We start from the raw sequence: 13,400 nt of genomic DNA, 5'->3' as shown, positions 1-13,400 counted from the left end.
CACTCCGTGGACTCTAAAAACAAAACTGCAGTTTGGCAGATTAGGATTTGTTGTAGGTAGAGGAATACAAGGAGTGGGTTTCTTATGAACTCAGACACGGGCTCCTGCCCTCGCCGGCATCACGGACCTTGTCCGCGAACGTAGCCGTCCAGTAAGGGGTCATTGAGATCCGCCTTCCTATAAATTCAGACATGGGCTCCTGCCCTCGCCGACATCGCTGGGCTTCGCCCGCGAACGTAGCCGTCCAGTAAGGGGTCATTGAGATCCGCCTTCCTATAAATTCAGACACGGGCTCCTGCCCTCGCCGACATCACGGACTTCGTCTGTGAACGCGTCCCGCTTGTCGGAGGTCTTCATTTACAGAAAGACGGATCTCAATGACCCCTCCCTGAACATCATCTACTTTTCCGCAACTGAACAATGATAGTGAGTAGGGAATTAACTAAGGATAACAAAAAGGCCAGCCATCTAACTAGAGGACCGGTCCACAAATTCGAAAAAACAAAACTGCAGCCGGACAGATTTAGATTTGCTTTAGAAGGAGGAATATAGAGGTAGATTTCCCAATTACTCTTTCCCTCCCAGCGAGGAAGTAGAATGGTCCAGAAATGGGTTCCCCAAATCCGCATCTCTATAAATGAGGACCTCCGGCAAGCGGGACGCGTTCGCGCAGCGATGCCGGCGAGGGCAAGGAGCCCGCGTCCGAATTTATGGGGAGGTGGATTTAGAGAACGGATTTATGGACAGCTATGGTCACTGGCTACGGCGGAGGAGGAATTTGCGGGTGAGGGAGCGGATGTCGTCGAGGATGCGGACAAAGGAGGGGAAGAAGATCAGGGTGAGAATGGCGCCGAAGGCAAGACCCCAGCCAAGAGCCAACGCGATAGGAACGATAAACGGATCTCCGCCCCCAATTCCGAGATACTTCTGGAAGTGCTCGCCGTAGGCCGTGGGGAAGAGGCCGCTGACGGTCGTTGCGGTCGTGAGTAAGATTGGTCGAAGTCTGACCTTGGCGGCGGTTACCACGGAGGTATTGAGGTCGTCCCCTTGCTCCCGGCGGCGATTGATAAAATCAATGAGTACAATGGCATTGTTGACGATGACGCCGGCAAGGGCAATCACCCCTAGCATGGCCATGAAACTCAAAGGGCGATTGTGAAGAAACATTGCGATAATCACTCCCATCAGCCCCAAGGGAATGCTAGTGAGAATAAGAATGGGCTGAAACAGATTTTTAAAGGTGACGATCAGAAGGGAGAAAATAATAAAGGCGGCAAAAATAAAGGCACGTGCAAGAGCCGCCATGGACTCCTCAGTGTCTTCGTCCTCTCCACCAAAATCGATTGAATACTCGGACATTCCCTTGGTGAGCTCAGCCATTTTGGGTTTAATTTTGGTCGTGACTTCGTTGGCCGTTATCTTCTCAAGTTGAACTTCAGCACTGACATTGATTAAGCGGCGATGGTGGAGGTGATTAATGGCACTTAGTGTTTTTTCCTGTTTAAAATCGGCGATGGCGGAGAGAGGTATAAGATTTCCTAAGCGATTGCCGATCTTGATGTTTTCCAGCTGAGTCTGGGCATCGCCCTTTTTCTCAGCCAGGCGCACACGGATATCTACTTCTTCATCTAACTCGCGAATGGAGGATGCAATGATTCCCTCAAAGGCCGTGCGTACGCTTAGGGCGATTTCGGAAGCAGAAAGGCCAAGAGTCGCTGATTCTTCGAAGCGCGGAAGAACATTCCATTCAGGTTTTCCTAAAACAAATGAATCGCGAACATCGACAACCCCCTCAATTTCGCCCAACTCCTTTTTGATTTGACCAGCAAGAGTCTGTAGAGTCTGAAAGTCGGGACCGAGAACATTGAGTGAAATCGGTCGTCCCTGGGGAGGTCCCTCGCGGGCGAATTCAAATGAAATCGAATTGAAGCCTTCGGGCCGGCCAATCGAGGCGCGCAGTTGTTCGATTATCTCCGTTGCTGTTCGGCTTCGTTTGAGTTTGGATGTCAGCGCGATCCGAATGTGGGCGTAGTGGGAGCCCCGGCGAGTTTGAGGATCAATGGTGCCCTGCTGGATGATGCCAATCGAAGTCATAAAGTCCAGTAGTTCATGGTCAGGGAGTTCGTTGATTGTATTTTCAACCGGCGTCACCAAATCCACCATTTTTTCCAGAGAGGTCCCTGTTGGTGCTTCCAGAGACACAAAGATCAGCTCCACACTTCCTGGCGGGAACAATACAAAGCGGCCGGTGACAAAAATCAAAGTGATGGAGCCAACAAGCATTAGTCCTGCCAGGCCGAGCATGAGGTAGCGTTTGGTAAGACTCCAGGAAACAAATTTGGCATAGGTTTCGGAGAGGTGAGTATACCAGTTGGCGGATTTCGCCTGCTGTTTTTCAATACTGACAAATGGAACCACCCATGCGGCGAAGTGGGAGGGCATGATCAAAAAGGCTTCAAATAGGGAAATGCAAAGCGCAAGTATGACCATAAGGGGAATTTGGAAGACAAAAGCACCAAAGATGCCAGTCATGAACATCATTGGCGCAAAGGCCGAAACCGTGGTGAGTACGGACGCCAGTACGGGCCCCAGTACTTCACGGGTCCCTTCAATGATGGCCTTTTCTGAGGATTCTCCGTCCTCGATGTGACGCCAGATGTTTTCACTGACGACAATGGCATCGTCGACCAGCATGCCCAAAACGATAATCAAACCAATCAAGCTGATAAGATTTAGCGAAACATCAAAGTACTGAGCTGTCGATAGGGAGGCAAAAAGGGCAATAGGAATTCCTAGAGCCACGACCAAAGTCACCCGCCAGGGCAGGAATAGACTAAGAACAAGAATGACAAGAACGAGACCGATCATCAGATTAGAGCTTAGGGTGTTAAGGCGGTTGGCCAGATAAATGGTAAAGTCATTGGAAAAGCCTAGGCGCACGCTCGCAGGCACCTTCGACTTTAACTGCTCCACCTTATTGCGAACAATTTCCACCAGTTCAATGGCATCGGCATTTTGCTTTTTGGCAACAATCATATTGATTCCAGCTTCACCGTCGGTGCGGTATAGCCTTTCGGGAGGAGCTAGGCTTTCGGTGACAGTGGCTACGTCCCGAACACGGGTGCCATACCCAGCCTCATTGGCCAAGATCACAGTACGTCCGATTTCTTCGGCCGATGAGTACTCACCCTCGGTTCGCACGAGTACTTCCACGCCTGCATTGTTCTGTATACTGCCACCAGGGAGGGAGATGTTGCGTGACTCAATTGATTGTATAAGAGCTGACAAAGGAACTCTTCGTCTTGCCAGCTTCACGGGGTCGGCTTCGACCACAAATTCTCTTTTATCGTAGCCGCGCTTGGTGACCTTTGAAACCAAATTTTCCAGGCTCAGTTCATCGGCGACAAATTTGGCAGCGTTGCGCACTTCGATGGGATTTTTCTCGCCAGTGACGGTGACTTCAATCACTGGTTCACGGCCTGCCTCGATGGCATAGATTACCGGTTTGTCAGCAGATGAAGGCAGAGAGTCAATGCGGTCAATGGCTTGTTGGATGTCGGAATTGGTTTTGTCTGGGTTGCGAGCATCGGGATCGAGTTGGGCGACGACAACGGCCCGGCCCTCGGTCGCCGTGGAAAAAACCTTCTTGATTCCATCCACTTCCCGGAGGGCTTCTTCCACCGGATTGATCACCAGTTTTTCCACTTGCTCAGGAGATGCCCCGCCCAGAAAGGTGGAGACAGTGGTCAAATTGAATTGCACATTTGGCCAGATATCACGGCGAATGGTGAATATGGTAAAGACGCCGGTGATGATGATCAGGACAGTGAGCAGATTGCCGAGGAGATGTTCTTTAGCAAAAAATCCAATGATCGAACGCATATTTCCAGGTCCCGGTAATCGATGGCCATTATTCTAGAAAAAAGGAGGGATATGGGCAATGAATCTTAAGAAATTCATTGTCTTAAGACTCAAAAGCCCCTAAACCGATTGAATGGATTTAAGCCTATTCTGGCCGGATGCCACATATGTCGCCTTTGACACGGAGACCACGGGAAAATACCCCCTGGATGCGGAAATCTGTGAAATCGCTGCCGTCAAATGGAGAAATGGCCAGGAGATTGGTCGTTATCAGACTCTGATTAAACCGACCCACAGGATGTCTGAAGAGGTGATCAAGATCCATAACATTACCAACGAGATGGTGGTTGATGCCCCTCCGATAGGGGCAAAAATTGGCGAGTTTCATGAGTTTTTGGGTGATGCTGTTCCGGTGGCTCATCATGCACCCTTTGACTTAGGTTTTTTGTCCATCGAATTTGAGAATCAAAGGCTCCCCTTGCCATCGACGCCTGTGCTATGTACCAGCTTGCTGTCGAGGGCGGTGATTCCCGAGAGTCCCAATCATCGGTTGCAGACACTGGTAAGCTTTTTGGGAATTGAGGGTGGCCAGGCTCATCGCGCTCTCGATGATGCTATCGCCTGCCTGGCCCTGATGTTTAAGTGTTTGGACCGGGTGGGTAAATATAAGACGGTGGCTGAAGTTTTGGCAGCTCAGGGTCCGGAGCTCAACTGGCGGGACTACTCTCTTCACAACCTCCACGCCAATAGAGTGATGGCTGAGATCATCAAGGCTTTGCGGGCGAAGCAACCGGTTGAGATTGTATATTCAGGAGGGTCGAGACCTGGTGAAGCAAGAACAGTTATGCCGTTGGGGATCGTCCGAAACCCCAATGGGGATTTTCTCGTTGCTCGTGAGGAGAAATGCGGCACCAATCGGTCTCTGGAAGAAGTACCAAAGAGATATTTCCTAGAAAAAATTAAAAAGGCCCGCAGCTAGTTTTACTACTCGTTGCCCGCTTCTTTCGGAATGGCGGCGATGGCTTCCGTCTCACCGGATTCTTCCGGGTCTGACTCCTGGCCGAGAACATGTTGGTCCTCGGGTTCATGAATTTCCTCGGGGTGGTCTGATTTTTTAAGAAGTCCTTCGTGTATGAAGCGATCGCGGATCTTTTCAGCCAGCTCTTCGAGGTGCATGAATTCGTCGCCCTGACGGAGCTTGAGGACCCGGTCTTTTCCGATCATGACATCATCCATAAAGCGCTCAAATGCATATAGGGGGCCAGCGGTCCGGTGGGAAAGAATTCGGCCAATAAGAAAGAGCATGATCAGAAATCCCGAACAGATTGACATGTAGGTCATCAAAAATGGGGACAGGAACTTCTGCTCAGCCACCGCAGGGGATCCAATAATGATGTCATCAATCGTCACCTTTAAGAAGGTATAAGAAAATACCCCGCTAATGATGGCAAATCCCAAGCCAACAAAGACCAGAACCAGGCAGTACTTCCATTGATAGAGGGGGTTGATCCAAACCCGCTTGCGTTCATTTTCATTAGGCCAAATTTGATTCCCTTCTTTAATGAGGGAACCAACGATCATGAAGTAACCCACCCATTGAATGGCGTCTGCAAAGTTAAATGCCGGTGTGGCCCAATGGGGACTGCCAAGAAGGACAAAATCCACCACTGAGCCCCAGATGATTCGGTCGGTGACGTTACCAAGAATTCCCCCTAGGAGAATGGACATTCCGGCGCGAAGAACAAATGAGCGTCGAGGAAGCAGATACTGAATAGCCGCATAAGTGAAAATGAGAAAGGCTCCGCCCGTCGAAAGTGAGACCACGCGAAGGAGTGGGGGGAGGTTGGAGAAGGCACCTAGGATCGCACCCGGGTTGCGGTGAAGGACCAGTCCAAGAGGTCCGTAAAATTGAAGGTGGGTGATAGCGTCGAGGGCCCACGCCTTTGTCAGGCGATCTGCCAACCAAACAACTAATACCAATCCAATAACGAAGACCCAATCACGTTTTTTCACAGAGTACAGAATAGCAAATGGATGGAAGGATGCTTACGGTCAAATTAGATTGGGGTCAGTTCCGGTCGAGAGTCGGGTCGTAAATCAAAACCTGATTACGCCCCTGATTTTTTGCCCGATAAAGGGCGTGGTCAGCCTGGGCAATCAAATCAGTTGGTCTTTCAAGGCTGATGGCGCCCGGATAGGTGGTCACGCCGATGCTGACGGTCAAAGTAGCCTGTTGGGAGTTGGCTATGGTGAATTTCTCAGACTCGATCGCCTGGCGAATCTTGTCGGCCCTTTGTCCAGCCCCTCCGCTATCGGTGTCGGTAAGGATCAGGGAAAATTCCTCGCCCCCATAGCGACTCACAGAATCTGAGTCGCCGATACTGGACACCAGCCTTTCAGCAACCTCAGCGAGAACCTGATCCCCGGCTAAGTGGCCGTATTTATCATTCACAGACTTAAAGTTGTCGATATCAATCATTAACAGACTCATGGGGTGTTGAGGAGTAAGACCTTTTCTCCACAGATCTTGAAGTCGCTCCTGGAAATAACGGTGATTAGTTAGACCGGTGACGGGATCGGTGATGGCCAACTGGCGCAGTTGATTTTTTTCGACCAGGGTACTATGGGTGAGCACCGCTTCCTGCATTTGGATGCGCAAATATTCGTTGTCCCAGGGCTTTAAGATCAATCGATGGATCTCAGCCCGGTTGATAGCTTCAGAAATCTGTTTGAGCTCAATCTGCCCGCTTAAGATGGCGCGAACGGCGTTTGGAACGATGCTGCGACTGCGGCGCAAAAGCTCGATTCCCGAAAGACCTTCCATGCGGTAGTCACTCAAAATCACCGCCAAATCTGGATGACTCTCAAGGAGGTTCAAGGCTTCCTCTCCGGATTCGGCCGTGACCACCCGGAAATCACTGCGGAGAAGTCGACGTAGGGCCTCAAGCACGGCTCGTTCATCATCGACACAGAGAATTTTTGGTTTCGTTGTCGACTCGGTGGTCACAAGTGGGAGTCTCCCTATTCTTTTGTCACCCGAACAAATGGGCTGAAGTCCCCGTTTAAGGGTGGAGTATAATTTTTAACTCGTTTGTTAACGATGGCAACCTGTCCATCGTACCAGAGGGGAATTATGGGAAGATCGTCCAAAACAATTTTCTGGACCTTTTTGTAGTGGGCAATCCTTCGACCCTCGTCGGCAATCTTAAGACCTTGTTCCAAGAGCAGATCCAATTGTGAATTGACGTATTGCCCCCGGTTTCGTCCGGGAGGTGTTTCACTGGAGTGGAGCGCGATGCGGTAGATGTCCGGGTCTAGTGCTCCGATCCACCTCATGGTGGCTAGCTGGAAGTTGCCCTTGCGGACGTCGTCATAAAAGGTTCCCCACTCAAAACTTTGCAAGACAACCTTGATTCCCAATTGGGAGAGTTGATTAACCAAGACCTTACCGTTTTCTACTGCTGATTGGGCGTTAGAAGTCTTGAGAGTCAGAGTTTTACCGGAGGCCTGGCTTTGCTCAAGAAGGGCCTTTCCCTTCGCCAGATCAAAGGGGAGGTTGTTGAGATCCTGGTCATGAAAGGGATTATTTGGAGTCAAAATCGCAGTTGCTGGGCTCGCTAGGCCTTCAAGTTTGTATTTAATGATTTCATCGCGCTGAAGTCCATGTGCCAGGGCTTGCCGGACTTGCAGGTTTTGTAAAAGTGGATCTTTGAGATTTACCAATATGTAGCTCATCGACAAACCTGGGTACTTATAAACCTGAAAGTCTTCAGGCCTCCTTTCAAAAACAATCACTTTGGAAAGAGGGATCTCCGCCTGGGCGATATCGATGGACCCCTTGTAGGTCTTTTGAAAACGGGTGAACTCATCGCGAATAACTTTAAAAATCAGGCGATTGACCCTAGGGGAAGCATAGGGATGATCCTTCCGCGCTTTAAGAACGATTTCGTTGGCCGACTGATGATCGAAGGAAAAACTCCCTGTGCCGATCAGCTGTTTTGCAAAGTCGGCACCAGCAGCGAGAGTTTCCTCCTTCGGAAGAATTTTGACTACCGGTAGATCAGAGGTCAGAAGTTTGGCAGAATACTCTTTGAGGCGAACCTTAACCTGCAAATGGGTACCCATGTCTTTGGCCGTCACCCCATTGACTAAATCCAGAGCCGAATGAAATGGGTTGTTGTCCAGGCGATACTGCTCAAACGAAAACTGAATATCCTCCGGATGAACTTTGCGCCCATTGGAAAAACTCAAATTCTCACGCAACTTGAAGGTGTAGATCAGATCCTTGTAGGTCCAGGATTCGGCCGCATCTCCGGTGACCTTAAGGTCCGGGCCGATGCGTACAATGGAGTTAAACATAAGTTGGGCAATACGCATTCCATTAGCATCCGTGGCAAAGCGGGGATCGAGAGAGCTGGGCTGAGAGCCCAATGCAACATAAAGAGTATCAGGTTCCAGTTTCTGAGTTCTGGAACAGGACCAAAGCAGAAGACCTGCCAAAAGAATGGGAATTGTGCGGCGCATTTTATTCACCTTGCAACTGGCTGTTGATATGATTTGCCTGCTTCTAACTTTAATGGCGAAGGTAATATGGTCCAAATCATGATGCAACAGCGGACAATCTGGATTTTGCTGGTAGGAATTCTGTTTTCATTCTCGTCCGGGGCAGGCGAATTGGCCGACGATCTTAGTCAACGCCTCAGCAAGCGCATCAGCTCATCAGCCATTAAGAAGGAGGAGTTGGGAATACTGGCTTTTTTGCATCAGGAAGGTCAGGCGACCAGACTCATAGACCTCAATGGGCAAAATTCCATGGTGCCAGCCTCATTAACCAAGATCCTCACCGCCGGCATGAGCCTTGAAAAATATCCTCCTGGGCACAAGTTCTTTACTGAACTTCTTTCAGTTAATAAGGCAAGCGGCACGACCCTCAAGGGTGATCTCTATTTGAAGGGCGGCGGGGATCCGGCCTTTGTGTCAGAGTCCATGTGGTTTTTGGTCAATGAATTCTATCGCACGGGCGTTCGCCGGATCGAGGGTGACGTGGTCGTCGATGACACCCGCTTTGACAGTGAGCGATTTCATGAGGGACGTGACCCCAGCCGTGTTGACAGGGCTTATGATGCTCCGGTTGGTGCAATGTCTTTCAATTGGAACTCAATCAATATTTATGTGCGGCCTGGGGAAAAAGCGGGTGAAAAGGCAAGAATATTTGCCGATCCGGAAAACAGTTATATCACGGTAGTCAATAAGGCAGTGACAGGCAAAAAGGGCAGCCGCAAAAATCTTAAGGCTGAACGAAAAAGCAATGGCTCCAATGGTGACACCATTGTTGTTCATGGATCTTTGGCTCTTGATGCCGATGAGGCCGTCATTTACAAAGGCATCCTTCATCCTGACACCTGGTCCGGCTCTCACCTAAAGGCTTTTTTGCAGAGGCGGGGCATTGTCGTCACCGGCGGTGTACGGACAGGGGCGACACCTTCAAAAGCCAACCTCTTGGCTCAGGCCGAAAGTAAACCGATTGGTCAAATCGTCACTGATATGATGAAATTCTCCAACAACTATGTGGCGGAAATGCTAACCAAGAATTTGGCCGTTGAACAAAAAGGTGAACCAGGAACCATGGCCAATGGACTCATAGCTTTGTCGGACTACTTGGTTGAAAAGGGATTTAAAGCAGACAAGTTTTCCATCACCAGTCCATCAGGCTTGTCGCGGGAGAACAGATTGAGTCCCGCCCAGTTTCATCGTATTCTTGAAGATCTGCGTAAGAACTTTACCGTGTTCAGTGAATTCATTTCCTCACTGCCGATTTCCGGTATCGATGGCACTTTGAAATCAAGAATGAATCAACCGCCAGCAAAGGGATGGGTTCGGGCAAAAACTGGAATGCTCAATGGTGTAGCCGGATTGGCCGGTTATGCTGGCCGCGAGGACGGCGGAATTGTAACTTTTGTGTTTCTATTCAATGGACGTGCCGGACATACAATCTCAGCTCGAGATCTTTTTGATCAATTGGCCACAGAGCTGGTACAATAAGATTATGAATTACACGCGACCGACATTTGTTTTGATCTGGTTAATATTGATTTCCTTTTTTCTAACCGTGTCGGGCAGTCTGTTTGGCCGTTTTGCTGCTGCCACCTCTGATGAGGAAACTCCAGTGGTGTTGGCCGATATGGATCCCAACGTGCCTGAAAGGGGCGATCGCCCTTGGTTTTCACCAGATTATTCAAATCAGGAAAATGCTCTAGGGTATGGCGCGGGTGCCTTCGCCATTCTTCCGGGAATGGAAGAGAGGGTGTCTTTTTGGATCGACATCTACTCGGAACTCACCACAGATCAGGGACTTCTCCATGATAGCCGATATGTGCACATCGTGTATGAAAAGGTGGACTTCACCGATATTCAGGTGCAAACGGATCTCACCGATGTGCAAAAAGTCAGAGCCAGACGTAAGCGGGTGAATGAGGCCAAAAAGGTGGTCACGGAGAGGCTCCATCGATTGGAAAAGCTGAGTAGTCCGGCGGGGCTCGATGGCGAAGATCTGCGCTACTGGTATATGTTTGCCAAAGTGGATGAGAAAAACAAATTCAAAGAGGCGTCGACTAAGGGGCGGCTGAGGTTTCAGCTGGGACAGAAAGATCGTTTTCTTCAGGGAATACATTACTCGGGGAGATACCTGAGGCAAATGGAGAGGATCTTTCGGGAAGCTGGTCTTCCAATTGAGCTGACGCGCATCCCATTTGTGGAGTCGAGTTTCAACTTGAAAGCTAGGTCTCGAGCTGGGGCCTCGGGCATTTGGCAGTTCATGCGCTACACCGGGAGGCAATTTCTGAAGATCAATTGGTCTGTGGACGAGCGAAATGACCCGATTAGGGCAACAGAGGCCGCGGCCCGTTTGTTAAAGATCAACTATGGAATGCTGGAGAGTTGGCCTCTTGCGGTGACGGCTTATAATCATGGGCCAGCGGGTATGCGTCGCTTGGTGCAGAAGGAGCAAACGTCCAATCTGGTGGATCTTCTTGATGTGCGCAAGGGTCGGTTTGGTTTTGCGTCAGCTAACTTCTACGCCAGCTTTCTGGCTGCCCTTGAAGTGGAGAAGAACGCTAAGAAATATTTTAAAGAGCCGATGTGGATGGCCGAGCATTCACGGGAAATGATCAAGCTCAATCGAAATGTGAATCACCAGGGTCTATTGGATATTTTTGGCGGAGACGTGGAGCAGGCCAGATACTTCAACCCTCATGTTCACTCCTATGTTTGGCGGGGCTGGAGAGTGGTTCGAGAGGGCAACTTTATCTTTGTGCCACCGGGCGAAAAGGAAAAAAGTCTAGCGAGAATTGACACGTTGAAAGACCAAAAGCCAGAAGTTATGGACGGTGAAAAGTATAGGGTTCAGCGTGGAGACACGCTTAGTGATATTGCTCAGCGCTTTGGTGTTACCGTGCGGGCGATCATCAATGCTAACGAGATCAGCAATCCCCGTGCTCTACGCGCTGGTCAAAAAATTACCATTCCAAAATAGTTGCTCAGCTTTCACCCTTGGGAGAGGATAAGCTTCTTGATTTAACAAGGAGTACTTATGAAAAAATTAGTCGTGATCTTAACTTTGATTTTGGCACCCATCGCTTTCGCGCAAAGCGTGGATGTGAAGGATGTGGAAGCCGAAGAGGGTGAAACAACCACTATTGAAATCCGCAAGGGCAAGAAGGCCGACACTGATGCTAAAGGAAATACCTGGGAAGTGGTGGATGGAACGGCTGACATCGAAGGAGATGAGGCTCCTATGTCTCGTGAGGCCCGTAAAAACTGGAAGGCAGCCTGTAAGACCTGGGAGAAGGAACTGCGTCAGGACAACAAGGAAAACAAAGTTCTAGCTATAAATTGCGGCAAGCCGACCTGCCAGAACCAAAGTGGCGGGACGATATGTACCTCACAGGCAACTTACAAGATTAAGACAAAGCTTTAGGTTCCAGGTTTTTTTGGAAAAAACAAAAAGCCACCTTTTGGTGGCTTTTTGTTTTCCCGCATCACTGGCAGGAACCAGTTGATCAAATCAGGCCCTGCACCTGAGCAATGTAGGGAATGTTACGGAAGTAACCTTGATAGTCCAATCCATAGCCAACTACAAATTCATCGGGGATCTCAAAGCCCACATAATCGACTTTGCACTCAACTTTGAGGCATGAGGGTTTAAGCAATAGGGCTGCAGTAGTTAGACTTTTGGGGTTGCGAGCTCCCAATGTTTTCTGCAGATAGTTCATCGTCAAACCCGTGTCGACGATGTCTTCAACGAGCAGAACGTGCTTCCCTTCGATGGGATTGTGTAGGTCCAGGGTCAATCGCACTTCGCCAGAGGATTTGCTGGAGTTCATATAGCTGGATACCCCAAAGAACTCGCTGACCAAATCGGTGTCAATTTCTCGGATCAGATCAGCGTAAAACATGAATGAACCCTTGAGCACGCAAATCGCCACCAGGTCTTCGCCGTGGTACTTGTCGGATAATGCTTTGCCAATTTCTTTAACCTTGGCAGTAAGGGCTTCTTCGGAAATGAGTTCGGTCAGCTTCAGCTGAGAAGGCATCCTGGTCCTCCGGGTGAGTGGCAAAAAGTGAGGCAATCTTGCCACCAACCAGGGTGGAATTCAAGTTTTGCCCCCTATCTATATATTAGGGGCTGGGCGAAGGCCCTTCTTGAGCATCTAAGCTCTCGGCTTGACGGCGGTTTTGCTGAAAGCGCTGGCTGAACTCCGGGTCAAAGTGAGTACGGCAACGGGCTTCATAGGCCTCTCCCGAGCCAACTAAGATGTCATTGTCGGCAGAAATCAGGCGCTGGGTGCGAACCGCGGGCTCGCCACAGACCATACAAATGGCGAACTGCTTGCGGATCACTTCGGCTACCGCCATCAGTCGGGGGATAGGTCCAAAAGGTTGGCCCTTCCAATCTGTATCCAGGCCGGCAACAATCACCCGTTTTCCGGCATTGGCCAAGACAGTGGTGATTTCCAGAATTCCGTCATCAAAGAACTGCCCCTCATCGATGCCCACAACTTCGGTCGTCTTCTCAACCAAAGCCAAGATTTCGTCTGAGCGGCGAACAATTTGTGAAGGAAATAGACTCTGATTGTGGGAGGCCACATGATCGGCCGAATAGCGGTCATCGAGGGCAGGTTTAAACACCTGGATTTTCATTTTCGCCAGCTGGGCACGGCGGAGTTGGCGAATCAGCTCTTCAGTCTTTCCACTAAACATGCAGCCGACGATGACCTCCACCCATCCGGGGCGAAACTTGTGGCGAGTAAAAATGTCGGTCAATGGGAACTCCTCGATTCAATCATTGATGGTGATACTTAGTTTTAGGATGGATTCCAAATCGGATTCAAGAGTTCCGGTGGCTGGCGTGGTCTGTCAAAATGACTGACGATTTCTCGATCTGAAGCCCTGTGTCATCGGATGCTGTCAACAGGGGGGTGGTCACTTCCATCCCAGCTTGAAACTCAATTAAACGCCATTTGGATTTCAGGCTCTCATAT

The 13,400-nt window shown here is 49.8% G+C and carries 10 protein-coding genes; 4 read left to right on the top strand and 6 right to left on the bottom strand.

Translation table 11 applies throughout. From position 1 onward, the window contains the following. Positions 1 to 753: 753 nt before the first annotated feature. Positions 754 to 3,882, bottom strand: coding sequence for an efflux RND transporter permease subunit (locus tag H6624_10720; protein ID MCB9084809.1), 3,129 nt, complete (start codon positions 3,880 to 3,882; stop codon positions 754 to 756). Positions 3,883 to 3,994: 112 nt separating this feature from the next. Between H6624_10720 and H6624_10715 the strand changes: the two genes are divergently transcribed. Then, on the top strand, positions 3,995 to 4,840 hold the full coding sequence (locus H6624_10715; protein MCB9084808.1) for a 3'-5' exonuclease: 846 nt from the start codon (positions 3,995 to 3,997) through the stop codon (positions 4,838 to 4,840). A 5-nt stretch (positions 4,841 to 4,845) separates the two neighbouring features. Here H6624_10715 and H6624_10710 read toward each other — a convergent pair whose 3' ends face one another. The 3 genes from H6624_10710 to H6624_10700 are packed head-to-tail and all read right to left on the bottom strand — an operon-like array spanning position 4,846 to position 8,385. Further along, on the bottom strand, positions 4,846 to 5,874 hold the full coding sequence (locus H6624_10710) for a signal peptidase II (GenBank protein MCB9084807.1): 1,029 nt from the start codon (positions 5,872 to 5,874) through the stop codon (positions 4,846 to 4,848). 55 nt (positions 5,875 to 5,929) lie between these two features. Beyond that, complete coding sequence (locus H6624_10705; GenBank protein ID MCB9084806.1) at positions 5,930 to 6,868, bottom strand: diguanylate cyclase; 939 nt, start codon at positions 6,866 to 6,868, stop codon at positions 5,930 to 5,932. Between the two features lie 14 nt (positions 6,869 to 6,882). Beyond that, positions 6,883 to 8,385 carry an ABC transporter substrate-binding protein gene (locus H6624_10700; GenBank protein ID MCB9084805.1) on the bottom strand — a complete coding sequence of 501 codons (1,503 nt, stop codon included), beginning with the start codon at positions 8,383 to 8,385 and terminating at the stop codon, positions 6,883 to 6,885. Positions 8,386 to 8,451: 66 nt separating this feature from the next. Between H6624_10700 and dacB the strand changes: the two genes are divergently transcribed. The 3 genes from dacB to H6624_10685 are packed head-to-tail and all read left to right on the top strand — an operon-like array spanning position 8,452 to position 11,836. After that, positions 8,452 to 9,903 carry a D-alanyl-D-alanine carboxypeptidase/D-alanyl-D-alanine-endopeptidase gene (gene dacB, locus H6624_10695; GenBank protein MCB9084804.1) on the top strand — a complete coding sequence of 484 codons (1,452 nt, stop codon included), beginning with the start codon at positions 8,452 to 8,454 and terminating at the stop codon, positions 9,901 to 9,903. 4 nt (positions 9,904 to 9,907) lie between these two features. Further along, positions 9,908 to 11,392 carry a transglycosylase SLT domain-containing protein gene (locus tag H6624_10690; GenBank protein MCB9084803.1) on the top strand — a complete coding sequence of 495 codons (1,485 nt, stop codon included), beginning with the start codon at positions 9,908 to 9,910 and terminating at the stop codon, positions 11,390 to 11,392. 57 nt (positions 11,393 to 11,449) lie between these two features. Beyond that, the gene (locus H6624_10685) at positions 11,450 to 11,836 is read left to right on the top strand and encodes a hypothetical protein (GenBank protein ID MCB9084802.1); all 387 of its coding nucleotides are present in this window, start codon (positions 11,450 to 11,452) and stop codon (positions 11,834 to 11,836) included. An 82-nt stretch (positions 11,837 to 11,918) separates the two neighbouring features. On the opposite strand, the gene hpt is transcribed toward H6624_10685, so the two are convergent. Together hpt and H6624_10675 are read right to left on the bottom strand one after the other, a co-directional pair. Then, positions 11,919 to 12,452: a hypoxanthine phosphoribosyltransferase gene (gene hpt / locus H6624_10680; GenBank protein MCB9084801.1), complete on the bottom strand. Its 534-nt coding sequence runs from the start codon at positions 12,450 to 12,452 to the stop codon at positions 11,919 to 11,921. 85 nt (positions 12,453 to 12,537) lie between these two features. Next, positions 12,538 to 13,119: a thymidine kinase gene (locus H6624_10675; protein ID MCB9084800.1), complete on the bottom strand. Its 582-nt coding sequence runs from the start codon at positions 13,117 to 13,119 to the stop codon at positions 12,538 to 12,540. Positions 13,120 to 13,400: the final 281 nt, after the last annotated feature.

The organism is Pseudobdellovibrionaceae bacterium, assembly GCA_020635075.1.
Classification (GTDB): Bacteria; Bdellovibrionota; Bdellovibrionia; order Bdellovibrionales; family UBA1609; genus JADZEO01.
The sequence above is the reverse complement of the archived record's forward strand: the minus strand, read 5'-3'. Positions and strand labels throughout refer to the sequence as shown.